17 protein-coding genes are annotated in these 24180 nt (G+C 65.2%); 8 read left to right on the plus strand and 9 right to left on the minus strand.

Features of this window, described 5'->3' with window-relative positions; translation table 11 throughout:
• Positions 1–228 precede the first annotated feature (228 nt).
• The 6 genes from ACE191_RS00005 to ACE191_RS00030 all read left to right on the plus strand — a co-directional run bounded on the left by ACE191_RS00005 (position 229) and on the right by ACE191_RS00030 (position 6445).
• Entirely contained in the window at positions 229–2265 is a 2037-nt protein-coding gene (locus tag ACE191_RS00005) for a BatA domain-containing protein (protein ID WP_400190117.1), read from the plus strand.
• Positions 2266–2328: 63 nt separating this feature from the next.
• Positions 2329–2841, plus strand: a complete 513-nt coding sequence (locus ACE191_RS00010; protein ID WP_400190118.1) for a DUF4199 domain-containing protein — start codon at positions 2329–2331, stop codon at positions 2839–2841.
• Positions 2842–2875: 34 nt separating this feature from the next.
• Positions 2876–3400 (plus strand): DUF4199 domain-containing protein, encoded by a 525-nt coding sequence (locus tag ACE191_RS00015; RefSeq protein ID WP_400190119.1) that lies wholly within the window; start codon positions 2876–2878, stop codon positions 3398–3400.
• Entirely contained in the window at positions 3393–4397 is a 1005-nt protein-coding gene (locus tag ACE191_RS00020; RefSeq protein ID WP_400190120.1) for a glycosyltransferase family 2 protein, read from the plus strand. The genes ACE191_RS00015 and ACE191_RS00020 overlap by 8 nt, the downstream gene beginning before the upstream one ends.
• Before the next feature lie 178 nt (positions 4398–4575).
• A complete protein-coding gene (locus ACE191_RS00025; RefSeq protein ID WP_400190121.1) occupies positions 4576–5709 on the plus strand; it encodes a glycosyltransferase in 1134 nt (377 codons plus the stop codon).
• A 160-nt stretch (positions 5710–5869) separates the two neighbouring features.
• Positions 5870–6445: a hypothetical protein gene (locus ACE191_RS00030; protein WP_400190122.1), complete on the plus strand. Its 576-nt coding sequence runs from the start codon at positions 5870–5872 to the stop codon at positions 6443–6445.
• Between the two features lie 178 nt (positions 6446–6623).
• On the opposite strand, the gene ACE191_RS00035 is transcribed toward ACE191_RS00030, so the two are convergent.
• From ACE191_RS00035 to ACE191_RS00055, 5 genes are all read right to left on the minus strand, one after another.
• Positions 6624–7724: a glycosyltransferase family 9 protein gene (locus ACE191_RS00035; RefSeq protein WP_400190123.1), complete on the minus strand. Its 1101-nt coding sequence runs from the start codon at positions 7722–7724 to the stop codon at positions 6624–6626.
• Positions 7725–7871: 147 nt separating this feature from the next.
• Complete coding sequence (locus tag ACE191_RS00040; protein WP_400190124.1) at positions 7872–8081, minus strand: PID-CTERM protein-sorting domain-containing protein; 210 nt, start codon at positions 8079–8081, stop codon at positions 7872–7874.
• 63 nt (positions 8082–8144) lie between these two features.
• Positions 8145–11996, minus strand: a complete 3852-nt coding sequence (locus tag ACE191_RS00045; RefSeq protein WP_400190125.1) for a T9SS type A sorting domain-containing protein — start codon at positions 11994–11996, stop codon at positions 8145–8147.
• A gap of 116 nt (positions 11997–12112) precedes the next feature.
• A complete protein-coding gene (locus tag ACE191_RS00050) occupies positions 12113–12781 on the minus strand; it encodes a LuxR C-terminal-related transcriptional regulator (RefSeq protein WP_400190126.1) in 669 nt (222 codons plus the stop codon).
• Between the two features lie 306 nt (positions 12782–13087).
• Complete coding sequence (locus ACE191_RS00055; protein ID WP_400190127.1) at positions 13088–16384, minus strand: T9SS type A sorting domain-containing protein; 3297 nt, start codon at positions 16382–16384, stop codon at positions 13088–13090.
• A gap of 225 nt (positions 16385–16609) precedes the next feature.
• On the opposite strand from ACE191_RS00055, the gene ACE191_RS00060 reads away from it, so the two are divergent.
• Positions 16610–17308, plus strand: coding sequence for a DNA-binding domain-containing protein (locus ACE191_RS00060; protein WP_400190128.1), 699 nt, complete (start codon positions 16610–16612; stop codon positions 17306–17308).
• 412 nt (positions 17309–17720) lie between these two features.
• Here the strand turns inward: ACE191_RS00060 and ACE191_RS00065 are convergent, their stop codons facing one another.
• The gene (locus ACE191_RS00065) at positions 17721–18113 is read right to left on the minus strand and encodes a hypothetical protein (protein WP_400190129.1); all 393 of its coding nucleotides are present in this window, start codon (positions 18111–18113) and stop codon (positions 17721–17723) included.
• Positions 18114–18135: 22 nt separating this feature from the next.
• Positions 18136–19488 carry an adenylosuccinate lyase gene (gene purB, locus ACE191_RS00070; RefSeq protein ID WP_400190130.1) on the minus strand — a complete coding sequence of 451 codons (1353 nt, stop codon included), beginning with the start codon at positions 19486–19488 and terminating at the stop codon, positions 18136–18138.
• 544 nt (positions 19489–20032) lie between these two features.
• On the opposite strand from purB, the gene ACE191_RS00075 reads away from it, so the two are divergent.
• Positions 20033–22213, plus strand: a complete 2181-nt coding sequence (locus ACE191_RS00075; protein WP_400190131.1) for a transglycosylase domain-containing protein — start codon at positions 20033–20035, stop codon at positions 22211–22213.
• Positions 22214–22372: 159 nt separating this feature from the next.
• Here the strand turns inward: ACE191_RS00075 and ACE191_RS00080 are convergent, their stop codons facing one another.
• Together ACE191_RS00080 and ACE191_RS00085 are read right to left on the minus strand one after the other, a co-directional pair.
• A complete protein-coding gene (locus tag ACE191_RS00080) occupies positions 22373–23329 on the minus strand; it encodes a TerC family protein (RefSeq protein ID WP_400190132.1) in 957 nt (318 codons plus the stop codon).
• A gap of 47 nt (positions 23330–23376) precedes the next feature.
• The gene (locus tag ACE191_RS00085; protein WP_400190133.1) at positions 23377–24177 is read right to left on the minus strand and encodes a polyprenol monophosphomannose synthase; all 801 of its coding nucleotides are present in this window, start codon (positions 24175–24177) and stop codon (positions 23377–23379) included.
• Between the last annotated feature and the right edge of the window lie 3 nt (positions 24178–24180).

The raw sequence follows: 24180 nt of genomic DNA on the forward strand, positions 1-24180 counted from the left end.
CTTCGCCGGCGGGAGAGTCGGTCGCCGCCAACCTTCTGATACTAGAAACGCCCCCCGCCGGTCCGCCCGACCGCGGGGGGCGTTTCTGCATTTGAGGCTTGTTACTTCATCCATAAAAACACCTACTAAGAGTCCGCTTGTTTTGGCAAGCGGGCTCTTTTCTTCTCTACTTATTGTGCAGCCATTGTTTTTATGGCGTTACCTTGGAGGAAGTAATCATTCACGCGCATGCTGCTGACTTATCCTTGGGCGCTTTGGGGCGTATTAGCTGTTTCAATTCCAATTGCTCTTCACTTATTCGAACTACGCCGGCCGCAACGCTTGCTGTTCACCAACGTGGAGTTTATTCGGGAAGTGAAGCTGGTGACGGCCCGCCAACGGCGTTTGCAGCACTTGGTGGTACTGTTACTACGTACTTTGTTCGTATTGGCCCTGGTACTGGCTTTCACTCAGCCTTTTCTTCCGGCGGCACAGAACGAACTAGCAGGTTTGTCCTCAGTAAACGTAATTTTTGATACGACTCCCAGCACCCAGGTCGAAACGCCGGCAGGGCTACCAGTAGCGGAAGTTAACCTGGTCAGGGCGCGGGATTTGCCCAGCGCTTTTCCAAGTAGCACGCGGTTTCAAGTACTGCCTTCAGTGAGCGGAGGGCCCGTGTCAGCGGCCCTCTATTCCGACAAGATTGGTGAAGTTGACCGGCAGGGCAACCAGCCGGTGCAGCGGCAAATCAGCAAGCTGCTGCAGGGTGGGGGCAGCCGACAGGCAGCCAATTTTATCTTCTCCGATTTCCAGCAGTCCAACTTTCCGGCGGCGGAGTTTGCCCGTCTGGCGCAACTGGGGCCGGTATATCTGGCTCCAGTCTCCGCAGCTGGTAAAGCGAATGTATACGTGGACAGCCTGCTGTTCAGCGACGAGTTTGTGCGCCCTGGGGCCGACCTGGAGCTAACCGTCCGGCTACGCAATGGGGGCAGTAGCAACGCCACGAACTCGCAGGTGCGCTTGTTGATTGGGGATGTTCAGGCGGGTGCATTCCAGGTAGACGTACCTGCCAAGGGCACTGCTACGGTTAAAGCCAAGGTACGCATCAGCGGTAATGGCCCGCAGCAGGGACGTATTGAACTGGAGGATGAGGCGGTGGCGTTCGACAATACTTATTATTTCACGTTGCAGCCGGCGGGGCGCATTCGGGTGCTGGATATTGCCACTTCGCTTACGGCTACCCAACGGGTATATCCCAACGAGGCGGTATTTACCTATTCAAGAGTTAGCCCCGGTGCGGCACCGGGGGCGTTGACGGATGGAGCCGACCTTGTGCTGTTGCAGGAGTTGCCACGTATCGGAGCGGATCTGCGCCGGCAACTGGCGGCTTTTGTGGAACGCGGCGGCAATCTGGTAGTGGTGCCCGCGGCGGCGGCAGTACGCGAGGACTATCAGAACCTGTTTGCCGACCTGGCCCTGGCTGCCATTCGTTTTCAAAGTATGGGGGCAACGAAACCTGAGCTGCGTGAACTGGCGTTTCCTTCGGCGCAGAGCCCGTTTTTTCGCAACGTGTTTGGCGAGCAGGTGCGGCAGCCTGAAATGCCCAAAGCCGCGCCGCTGCTGACCTGGAGCCGCTCGTCGACCGATTTGCTGCGGCTGCGCGACGGGGATGCGTTCCTGTCGGGGTTCCGCAGCGGCGCCGGCATGGTATACGTATTTGCTTCGCCCTTCGGGCAGGGCTACTCCACTTTCCCCGACAACGCGCTGTTTGTGCCCGTGATGTACCGCCTGGCCATGCAAAGCTACTCGGCCACCCAGGCGCCGGCTTACCGTTTGGGGCAGCCCGTTGCTCTGCGCGCCGCGGCTGCTGCTGGAACCGAGCCGGTTTACAAGCTCCAAGCCGATACCGCCAGTTGGGTACCGGCGCAGCAGCGAGTAGATGGTCAGCTGCTGCTGCAACTACCGGCGGGGCTGCAACAGGCCGGTTTCTACGACCTGACCCTGAGTGGCAAGCGAGTGACTACACTCGCGTTCAACCCGGCCAAGAGCGAGTCGGAACTGGCTTATTACTCGGCCGCGGAGCTGCGGCAGCTGACGGCGGCATACCCCAACGTGCACGTGTACGAAGCGGGTAGCGCCCAGAGCCTGGCCGCGCAACTGCGCGAACAGAACCTGGGTACTGCGCTGTGGCGCTACTGCCTGCTGGTGGCGCTGCTGGCTTTGCTGGGTGAGGTGCTGCTGCTGCGCTTTGGCCGGCGCAATACGCCGGCTTTGGCCGCGGCCTGAACCGCGCTACTGGTCCAAAGTGGCTAACTTGCCCGCTAATGGCCGCGAGCGGTCAAGAGCTGCATGAAAAACAATTCTGTTATCCGAACGGCGCTGCTGTTTGGCGCGGGCGCGGGCCTGCTGAGCGTAGTCTGGTGGCTGTTTTTATACTGGACCGGGCAGAATCCCTACGGCCCCAAGCGGCTGATGACGTTGTTTTGGCCGCCCCTGGCCGTGCTGCTGAGCCAGTGGTACGTGCGCCGCTACTTCCCCGAAAATGGGCCGGGCTTGGGTAAGGCGGTACTCACCGGCGTACTCACAACGGTAATAGCTGCGGTAGTATCAGCGGCGGGCGTATATGGCCTGGCCCGGCTGGCGGGTCCCGGCCTCATTGCCGAAAACCGCGCCCAGATGGAGAAGATGCTGGCCGCCGAGAAGCCTTACTATCTCAAACTCAAGAACGGAGCCCTGCTTTACGAGGCCAACCGCCAGGGCATTGCCGACTCGCCGCGCGACTTGGCGATGGACGACTGGCAGAAGAAGTTGGTTGTGGGATTGATCCTGAGTATTCCCGGCGGCGTGTTCTTTCGCAAATAAGCCCTTTCTTGCCCCAACCAAACCCCCAACTCATATGGAAAACACCGCTACCCCCACCGTTACCCCTTCTTCCGTTGGCTTGCGCTACGGCGTACTGACGGGCATCGTCAGCATCATCTTCTCGCTGATCATGTTCGCCACCAACAGCGAGGAAAGCCCGCTGAAGTACGTCTCGTACATCATTTCCATTGCGGCCATTGTGCTGGCTCACCAGTACTTCAAGCGCCACAACAATGGCTTTATGTCGTTTGGCCAGGGCGTGAGCATCGGCACCATCCTCTCCGTTGTGTCGGGCGTGCTGGGGGCCATCTTCATCTACATCTACGCCACGGTTATCGACACCAACTTCACCACGCGCCTGCTCGAAAACGCGCGTACCAAAATGGAGGCCGATGGCACGTCGCCCGAACAGGTAGATCAGGCTATGGCCATGACCAGCAAGTTTATGACGGGGCCGTCCATGGCGCTGTTTGCTGTTCTGGGTGCCCTCATTGGCGGGCTGATCCTCTCGCTGATTATTTCGGCCATTACCAAGCGCAATCAACCCGAGTTTGAGTAAACGCAATCCGCATTCGTTCCCGGTTGAGCTGTCGGTAGTCGTGCCGCTGCTCAACGAAGCCGAGTCGCTGCCGGAGCTGACGGCCTGGATCCGGCGCGTGCTCAAGGAGCACAACCTGTCCTACGAAATCATCCTCATCGACGACGGCTCGACGGATAGCTCCTGGGACGTCATCGAGGACATTGCCGATACCGAGCCCTACGTGCGCGGCATCCGCTTCAACCGCAACTACGGCAAGTCGGCGGCCCTCGACACGGGCTTCAAGGCGGCCCGCGGCCGGGTAGTGTGCACCATGGACGCCGACCTGCAGGACTCGCCCGAGGAACTGCCCGAACTCTACCGGCTCATTACCGAGGAAAAGTACGATCTGGTGAGCGGGTGGAAGAAGAAACGCTTCGACCCGCTCTCCAAGACCATTCCCACCAAGCTCTTCAACGGCGTCACGCGCAAGCTTTCGGGCATCGAACTGCACGACTTCAACTGCGGGCTCAAGGCCTACGACAACCGCGTGGTCAAGAGTATTGAGGTGTACGGCGAGATGCACCGCTACATTCCCGTCATTGCCAAGTGGGCCGGCTTTAGGCGCATCGGCGAGAAGGTGGTGCAGCACCAGGAGCGCAAGTACGGCACCACCAAATTCGGGCTGGAGCGCTTCGTCTACGGCTTTCTCGATTTGCTGAGCATCACCTTCGTGAGCCGGTTCCGACAGCGGCCCATGCACTTCTTCGGCACCATGGGCACCGTGTCGTTTCTGCTCGGGGCGCTGATTACGCTGTGGCTGGTGGCCCAGAAAATCTACCTGGCCGCCCACGACAAAGCCTGGCTGGCGGCCCACGGCCTGCGCGCCCGCGACGTTACCGATCAGCCCCTGTTTTTCCTGGCCCTGGTGGCCGTGATTGTGGGCGTGCAGCTGTTCCTGACGGGCTTCCTGGCCGAAATGGTGACCCTCACCGGCCGCAAGAAGAATCCTTACCTGGTGCGGGATACGATTAATTAATAATTATGAATTACTAATTATTAATTAATCGTGCTTCATTCCTGGGGCTCTGTGTATCCGTGCGGAGCCGAACGAGTAATTAATAATTAGTAATTCATAATTATTAATTACTCCCTGCGTAGCATCCCAGGCCCGGGTAATTAATAATTACGAATTAATAATTCATAATTAAGAAAGAATGAGAGTTGTCATCATCGGGCCGGCGTATCCGCTGCGCGGGGGACTGGCTACCTACAACGAGCGGCTGGCCCGGGCTTTCCGCGAGGCCGGCGACGAAGTGCGCATCGTCACGTTCTCGCTGCAGTACCCCGAGTTTTTGTTTCCGGGTACCACCCAGTACAGCACCGGCCCCGCGCCCCAGGACCTCGCCATCGAAGTCAGTCTCAACTCGGTGAACCCGCTGAGCTGGTGGCGGGTGGGGTGGAAGCTGCGCCGTGAGCGGCCCGACCTGGTGATTTTTCGCTTCTGGCTGCCCTTTATGGGGCCGGCGCTGGGCACCATCGCCCGCCTGGTGCGCGGCAATGGGCACACCCGCCTCGTCACCATCGCCGACAACGCCATTCCCCACGAGAAGCGCCCCGGCGACCGGCCCCTGACCCGGTACTTTTTGCCCCGCAACCACGGCTTCGTGACCATGAGCCGCGCGGTGCTGGCCGATCTGCGCCGCCTGGGGCTGCGGCAGCCGGCCCAGTACCAGCCCCATCCGCTCTACGACAACTTCGGCCCCATCGTGCCCAAGCCCGAGGCGCTGCGCCGGCTGGGGCTCGACCCGCAGTACCGCTACCTGTTGTTCTTTGGCTTCATCCGCGCCTATAAGGGCCTCGACACGCTGCTCCAGGCCTTTGCCGACGAGCGGCTGCGCGCGTTGCCGCTGAAGCTCATCGTGGCCGGGGAGTACTACGAGGACGCGGCGCCCTACGAGGCCCTGATCAAGGAGCACGACCTGGAAAGCCGGCTGGTGCGCGCCACCGAGTTTATTCCCAACGAACGGGTGGCCGACTACTTCTGCGCCGCCGACCTGGTGGTGCAGCCCTACAAGGATGCCACCCAGAGCGGCGTCTCGCAGATTGCCTACCACTTCGAGCGGCCCATGCTGGTCACCGACGTGGGCGGCCTGGCCGAGCTGATTCCCGACGGCGAAGTAGGCTACGTGGTGCCGCCCACGCCCCGGGCCCTGGCCGAGGCGCTGGTGGACTTCGCCACCCACCCCGAGAAGGAGGCCGTGTTTGAAGCCGGCACCCGCCACTACAAAAAGCAGTTTTCCTGGGTGGAGATGGTGAAAGCCCTCAAAGCCGTAGCCGCGCCGGGCTAGGCCGCAGGCGGCCGCGGTGCCTCCGGGGAGTGTAGCGTCTGGCGCGGCCCACCCGACTCCATCGGCCGTTGTGACAATGAGTGGTGTGACAATAATCTTTGTCACACCACTCATTGTCACAAAAAAACGAACTTACTGGGGCCGCCTCCTTCCAGCCCCAATGAAAAGACGAAAATTCTCTCACCACCGGCCGCTGCAGTCCTCACACAACGCTACCCAGGCGGTACGGGCGCGCCTGGGCCTGACGCAGGACGACCTGGCCTACCTCATGGAGGTGTCGCGGGCAGCCGTGGCCATGGACGAGCACGGCACCCGGTTCCTGCCCTGGCCGCAGGCAAAGCTGTTGTTCGCGCTGCAAGCCGCGCTGCCCGCCGCACTACCACCGCCCGAGCCGCCGGTGCTGACCGAGGCCCAACGCGACGACCTCTCCTTCCGGCGCCAAGGCCTGCGGGTAGCGGCCCGTCCGCTGCAACAGAAGCTGGAGCACCTGCAGGTGCGGCTGGCCCAGGCCCGTTGCTGGCAGCAGGTGCTGCCGCAGCTGCGAACCGCTTTTCCCGCCGACAATGCCCACGCCCACGAGTGGCTGAGCCTTTTCGAGCGGCGGGCCGCCGGCATTCTGCGCCACGAGGCCGGCGCGCCCGCGCTGCTGCAGGTGCGGTTGGCGGCCATTGCGCTGGAAATAGCCGAAATCACCCGGCTGCTGGACGACGACGGGGACAACGGCCGGCCAGCGTAGGGGCGGCTGCTATGCCCTCCGAGCGGCGTGCCGGGCAACCCGGCCGACCGGGGAATGGCCCACGCGGCGGAGCGCGAAGCTTCACGCGTCGTAGAACGACTTGCCGGAACCATTGTCGCCCGCGTTGCGGACGGCCGCATACCCCTCGCATCGGGGGAGGGCGTAGCCGCCGGGGGGCCTACGCCGGCAGGGTCTGCTGCACGGCGGCGAAGACTTTCTCGGCGGGCAGCTCTTCCATGCAGCTGGTGCCCAGCTGGCAGGTGCCGCGGTAGAAGCATACGCACTCCCGGTTGGGCTGCACGATCTGGCCCCGGCCGTAGAGGTCGAATTCGTAGGGGTTGAAGATGTTGTTCATCAGCACCGTGGGCTTGCGCAGGGCAATGCTGATGTGCATGGCCATGGTCACCTGGGTCACCACCGCGTCCATCTGCTGCATGAGGTTGATGAACTGCGGCAGGGGGAAAGTGCCCGGGTACACCGCGCCGGTGGCGGCGTGCAGGCGCCGGTTCCGCTCGTCCTCGGCCGCGCCGCCCAGCAGCACGGGCTGGTAGCCGCCGACCTGCAACTGCCCGATCAGGCGAATCCACTGCTCGTCGGACCACAGCCGGGTGGTCCACCTATCCCCGCAGCCGGTGTTCAGCCCCACGCGGCGGCCCGCCGGGGGCAGCATGGGCCACTGGTAGCCCTTGTCGTCGTGGGTGTCGAACACATATTCCTCGCCCCGGAACTCGTAGCCGCACAGCTCAAAGATTTCCTGCACGTAGGGCTTCTGGTTCTGCAAACTCAGCTGGTCGAACGCGCCGGTGAGAAACTTGTGCTCGGCCAGCTCGTTCTGCGGCCACACCACGCCGTCGTAGGGGCGCAGGGCGTAGCCGAACTTCTGGGTGGCCCGGATGCTGTTGAGCAGCGCCCCGGCTTCCTTATCCTTGTCGAGGTTGAAGAGCAGGTCGAACTCGCGGCCCTGCAGCTGCACGATGCTGCTGAGCTCGAACTTGAGCACCTCGTCGGGGCCATCCTGGGCGGGCAGGATGGCGGGCGTGTGGGTGAGCCAGGTGATGTAGCACTGCGGGTACTCCTGACGCAGCCGCCGCAGCAGCGGGGTGGTGCGAATCACGTCGCCGATGGCCCCGAGCTTGATGATGAGAATGCGCTGGCGCACCGGGGCGTACACCGGGCAGCCCTGGCACACGTAGCCGTGCTCTTTGTTGGGGCGGCAGGGCAGGTCGCCGCGGAAGTGGCGGCAGTCGGGGTGAACGGTAACGCCGGAGAGAATGGCCATGCGGGAAGAAAAGAAAAGCAGCGGCAAAGGTAGCAGGCCCGCGCGCCCCGGAATACGCCCGCCCCGCACGAAAAAGCCCCGGCGCCTAAAGACAAAAGCCGCCCCCGAAAATCGGAAGCGGCTTTTGTCTTTAGACGTCAGGCGGCGCTAGCTCGGGCGCGAGCTGCGGCGCAGGCGCGAGAGGGCGTAGGCCGCGCCGCCGGCCAGCAGCAGGGAAGCGCCGCCGTCGATGGGCACGGCCGTGGGCTGGCCGGGCTGGGGGCCGCCCGAGCCGGGGTTGCCCTGGGCCCGCGCCGAGGAGGCGGCGCTGCCGAGCAGCAGCAGCACCCCGAAAAAGAGAATCAGCTTATTCATCATACAAGTACTGGGGAAGGCAGCCCCGCAGGGCGGCCGGATTAAAAGAAAGAGGCAGGGCAACGATTACTCAACCACCACGCGCTTGCTGATGGGCTGCTCGCCGACCTGCAGGCGCAGCACATACACGCCCTTGGGCAGCGTGCTCACGTCGAAGCTGGCCTGTACGCCGCTGGCCCCCACGGGCAGGGTGCGCTGGAGCACCACCTGGCCCAGGCTGTTGCAGAGCGTGGCCGCTACCGAACCCGCCACGCGGGCTGTTACGGGCAGTTCCAGGGTGAACGAGCGGCTGGTCGGGTTGGGGTACAGCGCCGTCAGGGCCGAAAGCTGCGCCGCCGAAGCCGCCGTGATGTTGCCGGGGCGGAACACCAGCGTAAACCGCGGGCCGGCGGAGAGGCCGGTCAGCGCAAACGAGTAGCTAGCCTGCTGCTGCAGGTCGATTTCCCGACCGGTCTGCGCGTCGCGCAGCAATACCCGGGTGCCGGGCGCCAGGTTCAGCAGTTCGGCGGCGTGCAGGGTGTAGCTGCCGGCTTGCGGCACGCTTACCTGCAGGGGCAGCACGGTTTCGGCCGTGAGCTGGGGCAGGCCGTTGATGGCCAGCAGCTCGCCGCCAGCTGCCACGGCCAGGTTCAGCCCGTGCGGGTTGCCGAGCTTGCGCGCGTCGTATTCCGTATCGATGCCGGCCGAGGCCCCTGCCTGGAAGTACACGTACGCCTCATCGGTAAGGCCGCCGGTGCCCTGTACCGTCAGGTGCACCAGTGGGCGGGTGTCGCCTCCGCGGCGCACCGGGGCCTGCTGGGTGTAGCTGGTCACGCGGTTCGCGTTGTTCAGGCTCAGCGTGCCGCTGGTGCGGCCGCTGCTCACGCGCATGAAGAACGCCTGGGCCGTGCCCACCAGCGGGTTGCCGACGCCGTTGACGTAGCTGCGGTACTGGCCCGCGTACTGCGCGGTGCTTTCGTAGGTGTAGAACGCTGCATCGACGTTGGTACGCTGCCCGGCCGGGATGGTGCTGAAGTCCAGCGGCGAGGGGTAGGGGTTGCCAATCAGGTTCCAGCCCGCGTCGGCGGCAGTGGCCCCGCTATTGCGGTTCAGCGCGATGTTGCCGCTGCCATTGCCCACCTGCCCGGTGAAGCTCAGCGTGCTGGCGCCGGGCAGCTGCACGGTGAAGCCACGGCTGGCAAGGGCGGCGTCGTCACCCGGCGAGGTCGGCGAAACCCACCCTTTGTCAAAGGCCGACAGCGTGGTGGCCGGCGAGGAAGCCAGGCGGGCCTGGTCGTAGGCGAAGATGGTGGGGAAGGGCGTTACCAGGTTGGGCGTCACCGAGCTGTTGTAAGCCGGGTTGACGACCAGCGCCGCGCCGCCCGAGCCGAAGCTGGCCACCGTCTGGCCCGTCACGGGCGCCGCCAGGTGCCGGTAGCCCAGGCCGGGGTTGCGCGTGGGGTCGATGTAGCGCTGCACCGTCACCGTAGTACCCGACACGGCACCCGTGCCCAGGTTGGCAATCAGGGCCGTGCCCGTGGCGTCGGAGAGCAGCGTAAGGGTGCGGGCGTTGAGGCTCAGGTTGCCCGCGTTCAGCGTCAGCACCTGCCGGATGGCCAGCGGCTGCGACAAGGTCAGAACGCTGCTGTTGGTCGACGTCAGGTTGCGCACCTGCGTCGGCAGGCCGCTGCCCGTTACCTGGGCCGCTGTGCCGTTGTAGAGGTAATTGGCGTCGGAGCTGAAGCTGCGCGTGCCCGTCAGCTGCACGGCGCCGGTAGCCCCCGAGGAGGTAATGCCGGCCGCGTTGCAGATGCCGAGCGTGCCGCCGGCCTGCAGCTCAAAGCTGCCGGAGCCGGTCAGCGCCTGGCAGTTGGTGTTCAGGGTGCCGCCGCTGCGAACCTGCAGGGTGCCGGCCACGGTGGTGGCGCCGGTGAGCGTAGCCACGCCGCCGTCCAGCACGGTGATGTTGCGGTAGGAACCCGCGGGCACGTTCTGCGAGCTGCTGATGACCAGGTCCTGAATCACGGTGAACATCATGCCGGCCGAGGTGCCGCCGGGCGTGATAACGCGAACGAGGCCTGAGGTAGCCCCGCTGGGCACCACCACGCTGATCGAGCTGCCGGCAGTATCAACGGCAAAGCTGGAGGCCGGCGTGCCGTTGAAGGTCACGGCCGTGGCACCGCCGAAGTTGGTGCCGGTGATGGTAACGGTTGCGCCCACCAGGCTGCTGTCGGGGTTGATGGCGGCAATAACCGGCGCGGGCGTCAGCACGGCGCCGATCAGGAAGGGCGCGAGGCCCGCGAAAGCGCGGTCGTTGAACGTGCCATTGGGGTCAATGCCCGGCCGGTCGTAGAAGGTGCCGGGGCGAACCGGGTTTTCGACCAGCAGACCAACGGGGTAATGTGCTACCGGGCTGGCCGGCTGGGCAATGCCCACGAAGAAAGAGCCCGCCGGAATGGCGACCGGCGCGGCGAAGGCGAACGTAACGTTGGTGCCCAGGTCCGAAGCCTGCACGATGTAATCGGGGGTGCGGGCCAGCTGACTGCCGGCCGCGTTGTATACCGCCGCGTAGATGGTGCGCCCGGTCGAGTTGCTGGCAGTCGGAATGAAGTTGGTCACGGCCTCCACCTTGGTGGCAGTCGGGGTGGTAAACTTCACGGCCGTTACGCCGGCCCGCGTGTCGTAGCCGTAAGAGCCCGGTACCAGTCCCGAGCCGGCAATCGGCTGCACGTAGTTAAGGGTGCTGCGGGTCACGGCCTGAGTCAGGGTGCGCGAGTTGGCAAATGCGTAGGCATCGGCCGGTACGCTCACCTGCACCGTGTTGTTGCCCGGCAGCGGGGCCGCGGTATAGGCCGCAAACGTAACCGTGGTAACATCGCCCGGCGCGAGGCTGCTCACGATCTGGGTGTTGCTAAACGTGTTCTGGCCGGTCACGTTCAGCGTTACCGGCAGGTTGGTGAGGGTTTGGGTGCCCTGATTGCGCACTACCGCCTGCACGGCGTGTTGGCGACCAACCGGCACCTGGCCCAGGGTGTAGATGGCCTTTACCGTGGCATCCGTTTCCGCGTCGGGGCGGAAGCGGTAGGTGCGGCCCATGTCGGGGCGTACCGAGCTGCGCACGTTGTGCGGGTCGCCGCCCACGTAGTAGTTGTCGATGAAGGTAGCGTTGGCCCACGAGCCGGTGGAGTTCTTATCGGCCATTACCACGTCGCCCGCCTGAGGCGTGTCGCCCTTGATGCCCACGGCCACGGTGCGGAAGGCGTCGGGGCCCGCGCCGGGCGTGGGGGCGCCGTACACGAAGTCGATCAGCCCCGAGGTTTCGTAGAGCTTTACCTGGAACGAGAAGTTGTCGTACTGCGAGCCAATGACGGTGGTATTGGTCGACGTGGCCTGCTTGGGCTTGTCGCGCACGTTCTTCCACTCAATGGTGCACACGCGGTTGGGCGCCGTGCCGGTGGTCACCACCCGGTACTCGGTACCCCCGCCGGTGGCCGCCATCAGGTCGGTGGCGAAGGGAGCTACGATGTTGGTGCTGCGCGAATCGGTGCTGGCTATCGGCCCGCCCGGAAAGATGGTTACCCCTCCCGACGACACTGAAAATTCGGTCTGGGCGTACTCGAAGAACAGGTAGGGGTCCGACAGCGGCGCGCTGCCCAGCTTGATGAAGCCGTTGCTGCTGAGAATGAAGGTGCTGAAGCTGCTGCCGTTGAAGGGGAAGCTGAAGCCGATGTTCTGCGGGGCCGAGTCGGCATCGTCGAAGTTGGCCGTGGCAATGACCCGGCCGGTGGTGTCGGCAATGGGCTGGTAGCTGCCGGCCAGGTTCTGGGCGTTTTCGGGGTGGTAGTTCAGCGACTGCGCCGAGGCCGACGCGGCGGCGGCCAGCAGCAGGGCTGTACACCCACCGCGTAGCGCAGCGGTAGGAACGTAACGGTGTTTCATGGGCACGGACGTAGGTTGGTGGAAAGCACCAAGGTCCCCCGCTCATATCCCCGGTACAATACCTACTTCCAGGTATTTTTCCAGCCCCAGGCAGACGCTTCTTTCCCCGAAAAGCCCTAAATCAGGTTGAAGGCGCGGGCGTACTGGCTCAGCTCGAAAAGCGACTCGGCGCCGAGCTTCTGGCGCAGGTTGCGGCGGTGGGTTTCCACGGTTTGCGGGGCAATAAACAGCTCGCGGGCAATGTCGGGCGCGGTGCGGCCCAGGGCCAGCAGGCGCAGCACCTCCCGTTCGCGCTGGGTGAGCAGGCCAAAGGTGGCGTGGTGGCGGCGCAGGAAGATGTTTTCCTCCACCAGGCGCTGCACCTTAGCCGTGATGTGGCTATCGGGGCTGATGGGGCAGGAAAAGCAGATGATCAGCTCGGGCCGGCCGTCCGCGTCGCGCAGCAGCACCTGGGCCGTGCTCAGGTACCACTCAAACGTGCCCTGGGGCCCCGTGCGCACCTGCTGAAAAAACGTGGCGCACATGGCCGGGTCCTGGCCGTCGAGCAGGGCCAGCACCTTGGGCACGTACTCCTGGGCTTCCTCGGGATTGAAATACCGCTCGTAGTACGCCGCCCCCAGGGCCGTCAGCTCGGCCACAGTGGTGCCCAGGCGCTGCAGCCCCCGCGCCGACATGTAGCGCACGCGGCTGGCTTGTTGATCGAGAATGATGAGGACTCCGGGGTAGTGGTCGGCAATAGCGGCTATTTCGTTGATGCTGGCTTGAACGGCAGACTCGGAAACCATGCGCGGGAAAGACGGTGTGGTCGGTGGCGCGGCAGCATAAAAAAACGCGGGTCAGCATCTGGTAAGACACCTGCACCCGCGCGATTCTCCTGGTGCAACCCGGCCGTTGGGGGAACAAACGCTCGGGTCGCACCCCTCAAGGTAAGGGGCTTACGCTGAACATTCGCTACTACAATTGAGCTACAGGTAGGAATTATGCAAGGCTTTGGCCACCGGGTTGAGAATCAGGCGGGTTTAGGTTGGGGGAAAACAAACACGCCCCGCCGATTCGGCGGGGCGTGTCGCAATGGGGCAAGGTAGCCGGGCTTATTCCACCACCAGGCGCTTGGTAGCGGTTTCGGCGCCGGCCTGCACGCGCAGGGTGTACACGCCGGCCGCCAGGCCCGTCAGGTCCAGGCCCGTGGTCGTGCCCAGCGCGGCCGCCAAGCGCCGCACGGGCTGACCCAGGGCGTTGTAGAGCACCGCCTCGGCCTGCTTGGCGCCGGCTACGGCCGGCAGCAGGAGGGTGGCCTGCTGGCGGGCCGGGTTGGGGTAGAGGGCCAGGCCGGCGGCCCAGCTGCCCGGGCGGGCGGCGGCAATGGCGCTGGGCGTGAAGCGCAGCGTGAAGCGGCCGGGCTGGGCGGCGGCGGGGGCCGCGAAGGCGTACTGGGGCTGCTGGCGCAGGTTCACCTGCTGGCCCGTGACGGCGTCGACCAGGTAGAGCTCGGTGGTGGCCAGGTTGAGCAGCTCGGTGGCGTGCAGGGTGTAGCTGCCGGCAGCGGGCACGCGCACCTGCAGCGGCACCACGGTTTGGGCCGCGAGCAGGGGCAGGCCGTTGATGGACAGGGCCGTGGGGCCCGCCAGGCTGGCCAGCGCCAGGCCCGTGGTGTTGGGCAGCTGGTAGGCGTCGTACTGCGCGTCGACGCCGGCGGTGGCGCCGGCTTCGAAGTACACGTACGTGGCGTCGGCGAGGCTACCGGCGCTGTTGCGCAAGGTCAGCTCCACCCGGGTGCGGGGGTCGGCCAGCGGGCCGCGCTGGAAGGCGGGCTGGGCGGCGGGGCTGGTGAGGCGGTGGGCGTTGCGCAGCGTCAGGGTGGCGCTGGCGGCCGTGTCGGCCACGCGCACGAAGAAGCCCTGGCCCAACGCCACCACCGGGTTGCCGATGCCGTTGACGTAGGCGCGGTAGCTGCCCCCGTACTGCGAGGCGCTCTGGAACACGTACACGGCGCCGGTCAGGCCGTTGCGGTCAGCGGGGGCCACGCGGCTCCAGTCCAGGGGCGCCGGGTAGGGGTTGCCCACCAGGTGCCAGCCCGCGTCGGCCTGCGGGCCGCGCGCCAGGCTCTGGGCCACGTTGCCATTATTCAGGCTACCCACGAAGTCCACGGTCTGCGCGGCGGGCAGGTTGACGGTGTAGCCGCGGCCCACCTGCAGCGGGCTGCCCAGGGAAGCGGGCGAGACCCAGCCCTTGTCGAAGGCCGACAGGTTATTGCTCAGGCTCAGGCGGCTCTGGTCGTAGCCGAACACGGTGGGGAAGGGCGTCACCAGGTTGGGCGTGGCCGAGCTGTTGTAGGCCAGGTTTACCACCGGCGCGAAGCCAGCCGTGGCCAGGTCACTCACGGTGGTGTTGCTCACCGGGGCCGAGAAGTGGCGGTAGCCGCGCCCGGGGTTCACCGTGCCCGACACGTAGCGCTGCACCGTGGCCGCGCCCTGCACCACGCCGCCGTCGTTCACCACCATCGCCGTGCCCGCCGAGTCGGAGCGCAGCGTCAGCATCTGCCCGCTGGTAGACAGGGTGCCGGCGGTGAGCGTGAGCAGCTGGGTCACGGCCAGGGGCTGGCTGAGGGTGAGGCCGGCCGGGTTGTCGAGGGCCAGGCGGCGCACCACGGGGGGCAGGCCGTTGCCGGTGGCCTGGGCCTGGGTGCCGGTGTAGGCGTAGTCGGCGTCGGCGCTGAACGAGCGGGTGCCCGTGAGCTGCACGGCGCCGCTTGCCCCGGCAGTAGCCAGGCCAGCCGGGGCGCACACGTTCAGGCGGCCGCCGCTCAGCAGGAAGAAGTTGCCGGGGCCGGTCAGGGGCTGGCAGTTGGTGACCAGCGTGCCCCCGCTTTGCACGGCCAGGGTGCCGGCCACCGTGAGCGGCCCGCTGAGCGTGGCCACGCCCGTGCCCGTGACGGTCACGTTGCGGTAGCTGCCGCTGATGCTTTGGCTACCGGCCACCACCAGGTCGTTGGTGGGCGCCGAGGCGCAGCCCTGCTGAATGGCCGCGTAGGTGCAGCTGGGCGCGTTGCCGCTGATGTTGGCGGAGCCGCCGCGGGCCAGGTACTGGCAAATCCAGGACACATTGCACCCGGCCAGGCTGCTGTTGTTGAGCAGGTAGAGAAAGTTCAGGGCAGAATAGTCGGCAAAGGCCAGACCGGGCGTAAGGGTCCGCAGGGTGGGGTTGTCTTGTATGAAAATTCCCCGCGGGGCAGCGCTTCCCGTGATGCCGCTAATGCTGTCCAGTACCGCGTTCCGGGAAATAGATACATCCTGTACCCCTCTCAGCGACCGAAACCCGGTAATTTTCTCTAGGCCCGCGTTGTCGTACACGCTGAGCTGCCCGTTCAACTTGCTGTTGTTGAAGCTGGCAATATCCCGCAGGCGGGGATTATTGCCAATGTTCACGTGCAAAGCTTCCAATCCGTCAAAGCCGGCGAGGGTTTCCAGGGCCGAGTTCTGGCCAATGTTTATGTGTCCGTAAGAGCCGCCAATGGGCGTCACCACCAGAGGGCCGTTGAAGCCCGAGATAGTGTGCAAGGCCGTATTCTCACCGATGTTGATGTAGGAGGCGCTCCGCAACCCGTCGAATCCAACGACCGTCTGCAGCCGGGGATTCGCGGTGATGCTAATGCTCCCCACGGAGGCGAGGGTAGGAAAAGCCGGAATGGTTTCCAGAACGGGATTATAGGATATCCCCAATGCGTTTGATACCCCTGGAGTCGGCCCGGTGATAGTATGCAGGTTGCCAAACCCGCTAATGGAGCGCAGAGCCGGCATCGATGAGATGGAAATATACTCCGCGGTGGTCAGCGCCCCGAACCCGGCGATGCTAACCAGATTTAAGCAGTCATGAATGGTAATGCTCTGCACGCTTTGCAGTCGGCCGAACCCGGCAATACCCGTCAGGCCGGGGCTGAGGGTAATTCCCACCGTGCCGCCGACCCGCTGCAGGTTGGGGAAGGCATTAAGCGCAGTCGGGGCTATTACACCCTGGATGGTCAACCCTCCCCCGATATTTTGAATGTTGGCCAAACCGGCCAGGCTAGACATTTCACCCATCACAACCAACACGCCCTGCGTCACGGCGGTGATGTGCAGCAAGCCGCTGATATCCGAGACCCCCCCGTTGGTGGATCCGTCGCTGTTGCGAATGAAGCCCCGGATGAAGAGCGACTGGGCCGTGGGGCAGCGGACGCCAGAGGCCACGTAGCTGTCCACCGCGGCTTGGGTTTCAAAATAGAGGTTGCAAGTTTGGGCCTGGGCGGCTGGGGCCAGGCCCAGGGCCAGCAGCAGCACGGGCAGCCAGCCGAGTAGGCAAAAGAAGCGCCGGGCCCTGGAAGAGTGCGCGGGGGAGGAGAGGTTACTCATAAGCAACGAGAAAAAGAGCCGGGAAGCGTTGGCGCCAGACGGCAATCTTCAAAGGTAGCCGCCGCCCGCCGGCTGGCACAATACCTACTTCCGGGTATTTTTTACGGCTTACCGGATCTTGCATTATTACGGAATCTTTTTTAGCATTATCTCCATCAGGCCCCATTAGGGGACCTTGCCGGCCAGCTAGGCCCGGGGCCTTCATCCTTTTTCTCAATTGTTTGTATGTCCATCACCTATGCCCTGCGCGAAAGCAAGATTTCGCCCGACAGCGGCTACACCGCCCAGACCGTGACCCAGGGCACGGCCACCGAAGACGACCTGATTGCCCGCCTGCTCAAGCGCGGCAGCACCCTTACTGAAGCCGATTTGCGGGCGGTGTTTGCCTTGCTGCCCAGCGTCATTGCCGACGTGGTGGCCGAGGGGCGCACCGTCAACACCGGCTTTGCCAACTACGGGGTGAGCATCACCGGCTCCTTCGCCTCGCCTGATACCGCCTTCGACCCCAGCCGCCACCAGGTGGTGGCCCGCCTGCAGCCGGGGCAGAAGCTGGCCAAGCTGCTGGCCGACCAGACCCGCGTGGAGCGTGTAGCAGCGGCCCGGCCCGAGCCGCGCATCCAGGCGGTGACCGATGCCACCACTCAAACCGTGAACCAGCGCTTCACGGCCGGCGCACCCGTGCGCCTTTCGGGTACCGGCCTTAAGTTCGACGCTAAAGCTGCCGATGAGGGCGTGTTCTTCCAGAAGGGCACGGCCGCGGCCGTGCGTGCTACGGTGGTAGTGCGCAACATGCCCGGCGAAATCATCGTGGTGGCTCCCGCTGGCGTAACCGGCCCCGACTGGCGGGTAGAAGTGCGCAACCGCCACCACAAGGGTACCGACCTGCGCGCCGGCGTAGCTCCCAGCCTGCTCGACGTGGCTTAGTACCGTCGCCGGGCCCTCAGCGGGCTCGTTTGCACAGCAGCCCCCGGCCCGGTTTTGCCAGGCCGGGGGCTTTGCATTAACTGCATGGCCTACCCCGTTTGAAGGCGGGGTCCCTATCCTGTCGGACAAGGCCCGGCTTCCTGTCCGACTGGAAGGGACTTATCCTGTCGGACCAGGAGCCGGGCCTTGTCCGACTAGGCCCGGCTTCCTGTCGGACAAGGCCCGGCTTCCTGTCACAGAGGAAGCCGGGCCTTGTCCAACAGTATGGGAGGAGTCTGGCAAATGAGGAAAGAGCGCGGGCATTCGGCTGGCCGGCGGAGAGGAACTTACCCACCAACCAACCCCACCCGATACCGGCGCGCGGCCGGAGGCAGCCAGTCGGTCGGGCCGGGGCAGGGGCCCGAGCCGACAATCAATGCACCTGAAGCTGGCGGGTGTGCGGCGGAAACGCCGCTACCTGAAACTCGTCGTGGTAGAGAATGGGACCCGGGTCACGGCTATGGATCATTTCCACTACCACGTCGTACTTGGCCAGCAGCCGCACGATGTGGCGCATCATGCGGATGTGTTCGGCTGCCGAGTCCTTAAACCACGCCAGGGGGCTAAGATTGTGCGGGTCATCGTAAGCGTCGAAGCAGGGCGGGACTTTCAGGTTCTTGTTGAACCACTGGTACAACTCGGCCAGCTGATCCACGTCGGCTTTGTCGGTGGCCGCATAGTCGCGCACATACGCCACCGCGTTGAAGATGCCGGTGACGCTTTGGCCCGTCTCGTCGGTGAAGCGGGTGGTAAAACGCAGGTACATACTGCCAGGGCTGCGGATGGGCTTACACGCCCACGTAGCTGTGGGGGGTGATGGCGCGCAGCTCGGCTTTCACGGCGTCGGGTACGTCGAGCCCGTCGATGAAGCCTTGTAGGGTGCGGGCCGAAATGGCCTCGCCCGTGCGGGTGAGGCCCTTGAGGGCGTTGTAAGGGTCGGGGTAGGCTTCGCGGCGCAGAATGGTTTGGATGGCCTCGGCCACCACGGCCCAGTTCTGCTCCAGGTCGCGGTGCAGGGCGGCGGGGTCGAGGGCCAGCTTGCCCAGGCCGCGCTGCAGGGCCGTGAGCGAGAGCAGGGTGTGGCCCAGCGGCACGCCCAGATTGCGCAGCACGGTGGAGTCGGTCAGGTCGCGCTGCAGGCGGGAGATGGGCAGCTTGGCGGCCAGGTGCTCGAGCACGGCGTTGGCCAAGCCCAGGTTGCCCTCGGCGTTTTCGAAATCGATGGGGTTGACCTTGTGGGGCATGGCCGAGGAGCCCACCTCACCGGCCTTGATCTGCTGGCGGAAGTAGCCCAGCGAGATGTACTGCCACACGTCGCGGCACAGGTCGATGAGAATGGTGTTGAGGCGCTTGAGCCCGTCGCAGGTGGCGGCCAGGTGGTCGTAGTGCTCGATCTGGGTGGTAGGGTAGGAGCGCGACAGGCCCAGCTGCTCGTTCACGAAGCGCGTGCCGAACTGGTGCCAGTCGACGCCGGGGTAGGCCACGTGGTGGGCGTTGAAGTTGCCGGTGGCCCCGCCGAACTTGGCGCCGAAGGGCACCTGCCGCAGCAGCCGCAGCTGGGCGTCGAGGCGGGCAATGAACACTTCGATTTCCTTGCCCAGGCGGGTGGGCGAGGCCGGCTGCCCGTGGGTGCGGGCCAGCATGGGCACCGCCTGCCACTCGGCGGCGAAGGCCCGGAGCTGGTCGATGAGCTGCTCGTAGGCCGGCAGCAGCTCGTGGTGCAGGGCCTCGCGCAAACTCAGCGGCACGGCCGTGTTGTTGATGTCCTGCGAGGTGAGCCCGAAGTGAATGAACTCCTGGAAGGCCGTCAGCCCGAGCCCCGCGAACTGGTCGCGCAGCCAGTACTCCACGGCCTTCACGTCGTGGTTGGTCACGCGCTCGTGGGCCTTTACGGCCTCGGCCTCGGCCTCGGTGAAGTCGAGGTAGAGGCGGCGCAGGGGCTCAAACGCGGCGGCGGGTACCTGCTCCAGCTGGGGCAGGGGCAGCTCGCAGAGGGCAATGAAGTACTCCACCTCCACCAGCACCCGGTAGCGAATCAGCGCCAGCTCGGAGAAGTAGGCGGCCAGCGGGGCGGTCTGGCGGCGGTAGCGGCCGTCGAGGGGCGAGAGGGCGGTGAGCGGGGTGAGGGCGTCGTGGAGCATGGGGGAGGTAGGTCTTAGGGACTTGGGGCTTAGGTCTTAGTTGGAGGCTCAGGTGGGGACCGGGGCTGGATTGGGACGTGGGGTCGGAGCTGTCATCCTGAGCAGAGCGAAGGACCTTGCCCCGCCGGGCCGGGCCGGCTGGAGGGCGGGGCGCCAGTAGCGCGAACTTTGTAGTTCGCGTGCCAGAACGAGCTGTCTACCAGTAGTGCGCACTTTAGCTGCGCTGACCGGCGGTTGTCGTGCGCGTGGCAGAACGACCAGTCGGCGCGGGGTACGCGAACTACAAAGTTCGCGCTACGGCGGCTCCCCGGCCGGCTGCCGGGCTTGGTGGCGCGAAGGTAGCACCGCGGGCGGAGGGCTACGACATTAATTGCGGGGGCTGCGGGCCGGGCGGCGGGAAAGAGCCGCCGGGCGCGGCCGGTCGGCGGGCAACGCGGGAGCCGGGCTGGCGTAGGGGCAGATATAGTATACTTTTGTAGCATGCGCGGCCCGGGTTCGGCACGAATCTGGCCAGAGCGGCCCGCGCTTACCTACCCCCCCGCGAGTGAATCCGAAAACCAAGAAGATACTGTTCTGGACCCTGGGCAGCCTGGGCCTGCTGCTGCTGCTGGGCCTGGGCGTGTTTCTGCTCAAGCGCGAAGAGCTGCTGCAGTATGCCCTGCGCGTGACCAAGCAGAAAGTGGAGCGCCGCTACCCCGTCACGCTCACCCTGGGCCCGGCCCGTTTCACCGACCTGAACTCGGTGCAGGTAGAGGGCCTGAGCCTGGTGCCCACCACGCCCGGCGCCGACACCCTGCTCACGGCCCGCAGCCTGAACGCGAGCATCAGCCTGCGCTCCTTGTTTGCCCGGCGCCCGGTGTTCAGCAACCTGCAGATTGAGCGCGCCCGCCTCACGGCCCGCAAAACCGCGGCCGGCGACAACTACGGTTTCCTGCTGAAAAAGCGCGGCGCCGCCGCGGCCGTGGTGCGCGACACCACCCAGGGCACCAACTACGGCCTGCTGGCCAACCAGCTGCTGGAGGCCGCCTTCGACAACCTGCCCGAGGAGGCCGACTTCCGCGACTTCCTGGTGGTGTACGACGGCCCCCGCCACCAGGCCCGCCTCACCATGCCGCGCTTCAGCATCGAAGACGGCGACATCGAGGGGCAGCTCACGGTCATCCTCGACTCGGTCAGCAACCAGATCGGGCTGCGCGGCCACGTGGAGGCCGGCGACTACGAGGCCCAGCTGGAGGTGTTTGCCGCCCAGCGCCGCCCGGTGGTGCTGCCCTACGTGCTGCGCCGCTACGGCGCCCGGGTGCAGTTCGACACCCTGCGCCTGAGTTTGACGGGCAAGGACAGCGACAAAGACAACCTGACGGTGCGCGGGGCGGCCTCGGCCAGCAACTTCGTGGTGAACCACCCCAAGCTGGCCACGGCCGACATCGTGGTGCGCCGCGGCGGCCTGGACTTCGTGGCCACCCTGGGCCAGAACTACGCCTCGCTCGACAAGGGCAGCAAAATCACCCTCAACCGCATGGAGCTGTACCCGCAGCTGAGCGTGCGCCTGCGCCCCGAGCTGCGCCGCACCCCGCCCGACGCGCTGCCCACGGCCAAGCCCTACACCGGCCGCCTGGCCGGCCTGCAGGTGGCCTTGCAGGTGGAGTCGGCCGAAACCAGGACCACCGACTTCTTCGCCTCCTTGCCCGAGGGCATGTTTGAGACGGTGGAGGGCATGCAGGGCACCGGCACGCTGCAGTACCGCCTGAGCGCGGCCCTCGACATGCAGCAGATCGACTCGCTGCGCTTCGACTCGGGCCTGAAGAAAAGCAAGGACTTCAGCATCACCCGCTTCGGCAAGGTGGATCTGCGCAAGCTCAACACCGAGTTCGACTACACCGCCTACAACGACCGGGGCGACTCGCTCAAGACCTTTGCCGTGGGGCCCTCCAACCCCGACTTCGTGCCCTTCAGCCAGGTGTCGGACTACCTCAAGTACGCCATCATCACGGCCGAAGACCCGCGCTTCTTCACCCACAAGGGCTTCATGGAAAAGGCCTTCGTGAAGTCGGCCATCCAGAACATCAAGGAGAAGCGCTTCGCCCGCGGCGGCAGCACGCTCTCCATGCAGCTGGTCAAGAACGTGTTCCTGACCCGCGAGAAGGTGGTGGCCCGCAAGGTAGAGGAAGCCCTGATTGTGTGGCTGATCGAAAACACCCGCCTGGTGAGCAAGCAGCGCATGATGGAGGTGTACCTGAACATCATCGAGTGGGGGCCGAGCCGCTACCGCTGGCCCTCGGGCGAGCGGGGCGTGTACGGCGTGATGGAGGCGGCCCGCTTCTACTACGGCAAGGAGCCCGCCGAGCTGAATTTGCAGGAAAGCCTGTACCTGGCCAGCATCATTCCCAAGCCCCGCCAGGCCCGCGGCTCGTTTGATGCCTACGGTGACCTGCGCCGCAGCACCCGCTACTTCTTCCGCCTGATTGCCGACATCATGGCCGCCCGCGGCTACATTCCCGAAAGTGAGGCCGACGGGCTGAGCCGCTCGGTGAGCCTGACCGGCCCGGCCCGGCAGTTCATGAACTTCCAGGCCCGCCCCGACACCACCCGCGTAGCCGCGCCCGACAGCAGCCAGTTCGAGCCCATCAACCTCATCGACCTGCTCAACACCGGCGGCGCCCCCGACGAGGGCGTGAACACCACCGCCCCGCGCCAGGACGAGGAGCCTGCCCAGCGGCCCAAGTAAGGCCAGCCCGGTGTAGCGCGAACTTTTAGTTCGCGTAGCCCCGCGCCGCCTGGTCGTTCTGCCGCTCGAACTACCCCGTTCGCGCTACGGCGCCCCGCAACGCAAACCGCGCCACGTCTCCCGGGAGGCGTGGCGCGGTTTGCGTTGGGGCGGGGCCGGTCAGCTCACCGGGGGCAGGGGCGGCTCGTCGGCGGCTTCCGGCTCGGCCTTCTTGGGCAGCAGCAGCGACATCACCACCGAGAGGCCCAGCAGCAGGGCCACCGTACCCAGGGCCCACTCGGTGGGCACGTGCACGAAGTCGTGGAGCAGCAGCTTGCCGCCGATGAAGATGAGGATGAGCGAGAGGCCGTAGTGCAGGTAGTGGAACAGCTGCATGAGCCCGGCCAGGGCGAAGTACAGGGCCCGCAGCCCCAGCAGGGCAAACACGTTGGAGGTGTACACGATGAACTTGTCCTGGGTAATGGCCAGGATGGCGGGAATCGAGTCGGCGGCGAAGACCACGTCGGTGGTTTCCACCATCACCAGCACCACGAACAGGGGCGTGGCGAAGAGCAGCTTTTCCTTGCGCACGAAGAATTTACCGCCCTCGTACTTGTTGGTGATGGGCAGGTGGCGGCTCAGGAACTTCACCACCGGGTTGTTCTCGGGGTCGATGTTGGGGTCGCCGGCGCTGGTGGCCATCTTCACCCCGGTGTACACCAGGAACACGCCCAGCAGGTAAAGCGTCCAGCTGAACTTGGCAATGAGGGCCGCGCCCAGCACGATGAACAGGGCGCGCAGTACCAGGGCCCCCAGCACGCCCCAGAACAGGATCTTGTGCTGGTACTCGCCCGGCACCTTGAAGTAGGTGAAGATGAGCAGGAACACGAACAGGTTGTCGACGCTCAGGGCCTTTTCCAGCAGGTAGCCGGTGAGGAAGTTCATGCCCGCCTCGCGGCCCATGTAGTGGTACACGAGGTAGTTGAAGGCCAGCGACAGGGCAATCCAGAAGGCGCTCCAGCTCAGGGCCTCCCGCATGCGCACCACGTGCGCTTTGCGGTTGAACACCAGCAGGTCGATGAGCAGCATGGCCAGCACAAACACGTTGAAGCCGACCCAGAACCAGGTATTTTGCATGCAGTACGTACGAGGCGGAAACGAAGCCCGCGGGGGCGTTGGGGACCTTACCGAGTTTCGGGGGCCGGGGTTGTAGCCGATGCCGGGAAAGCCGGCGCGGCGCGGTCAGCGGTGGCCGGACGGTCGAAGCGCCGGAACCAGCTGTCAATCTTCATCTGCACCACGCCCAGCAGGGCTTCCTTGAAGATGCCTTTGCTCATTTTGGAGGCGCCGCGCGTGCGGTCGGTGAAGATAATGGGTACTTCCGTCACCCGGAAGCCATACTTGTAGGCCAGCCACTTCATCTCGATCTGGAAGGCGTAGCCCACGAAGTGAATGCGCTCGAGGGGAATGGTGCGCAGCACCTGGGCCGCGTAGCACTTGAAGCCGGCGGTGGCGTCCATCACGGGCATGCCGGTGACGAAGCGCACGTAGGCCGAGGCAAACCACGACATGAGCACCCGGTTCATGGGCCAGTTCACCACGTTCACGCCGGTGATGTAGCGCGAGCCGATGGCCAGGTCGTGGCCCTGCACGGCGCAGGCTTCGTAGAGGCGCACCAGGTCTTCGGGGTTGTGCGAGAAGTCGGCGTCCATTTCGAAGATGTAGCCGTAGCCGCGCGCCAGGGCCCAGCGGAAACCGTGGATGTAGGCCGTGCCCAGGCCCAGCTTGCCGCTGCGCTCTTCCAGGTGCAGCCGACCCGGGAACTCCGCCATCAGGCCGCGCACAATGCCGGCCGTGCCATCGGGCGAGCCGTCATCGATGATGAGCACGTCGAAGGCCTTGGGCAGCGAAAACACCTTCCGGATGATCAGCTCGGCGTTTTCCCGTTCGTTGTAGGTCGGTATGATGACGAGCGAATCGTTCATTAA

Origin of the sequence: Hymenobacter sp. B81 (assembly GCF_044628455.1) — a bacterium.
Taxonomy (GTDB): Bacteria; Bacteroidota; Bacteroidia; order Cytophagales; family Hymenobacteraceae; genus Solirubrum.

Coding starts and splice junctions, on each gene's coding strand:
- ACE191_RS00065 (WP_400190129.1), bottom strand. CDS start 18,113: ATGTACCTGCGTTTTACCACCCGCTTCACCGACGAGACGGGCCAAAGC.
- ACE191_RS00050 (WP_400190126.1), bottom strand. CDS start 12,781: ATGGTTTCCGAGTCTGCCGTTCAAGCCAGCATCAACGAAATAGCCGCT.
- ACE191_RS00085 (WP_400190133.1), bottom strand. CDS start 24,177: ATGAACGATTCGCTCGTCATCATACCGACCTACAACGAACGGGAAAAC.
- ACE191_RS00030 (WP_400190122.1), top strand. CDS start 5,870: ATGAAAAGACGAAAATTCTCTCACCACCGGCCGCTGCAGTCCTCACAC.
- ACE191_RS00060 (WP_400190128.1), top strand. CDS start 16,610: ATGTCCATCACCTATGCCCTGCGCGAAAGCAAGATTTCGCCCGACAGC.
- ACE191_RS00080 (WP_400190132.1), bottom strand. CDS start 23,329: ATGCAAAATACCTGGTTCTGGGTCGGCTTCAACGTGTTTGTGCTGGCC.
- ACE191_RS00025 (WP_400190121.1), top strand. CDS start 4,576: ATGAGAGTTGTCATCATCGGGCCGGCGTATCCGCTGCGCGGGGGACTG.
- ACE191_RS00010 (WP_400190118.1), top strand. CDS start 2,329: ATGAAAAACAATTCTGTTATCCGAACGGCGCTGCTGTTTGGCGCGGGC.
- ACE191_RS00040 (WP_400190124.1), bottom strand. CDS start 8,081: ATGATGAATAAGCTGATTCTCTTTTTCGGGGTGCTGCTGCTGCTCGGC.
- ACE191_RS00045 (WP_400190125.1), bottom strand. CDS start 11,996: ATGAAACACCGTTACGTTCCTACCGCTGCGCTACGCGGTGGGTGTACA.
- ACE191_RS00055 (WP_400190127.1), bottom strand. CDS start 16,384: ATGAGTAACCTCTCCTCCCCCGCGCACTCTTCCAGGGCCCGGCGCTTC.
- purB (WP_400190130.1), bottom strand. CDS start 19,488: ATGCTCCACGACGCCCTCACCCCGCTCACCGCCCTCTCGCCCCTCGAC.
- ACE191_RS00005 (WP_400190117.1), top strand. CDS start 229: ATGCTGCTGACTTATCCTTGGGCGCTTTGGGGCGTATTAGCTGTTTCA.
- ACE191_RS00035 (WP_400190123.1), bottom strand. CDS start 7,724: ATGGCCATTCTCTCCGGCGTTACCGTTCACCCCGACTGCCGCCACTTC.
- ACE191_RS00015 (WP_400190119.1), top strand. CDS start 2,876: ATGGAAAACACCGCTACCCCCACCGTTACCCCTTCTTCCGTTGGCTTG.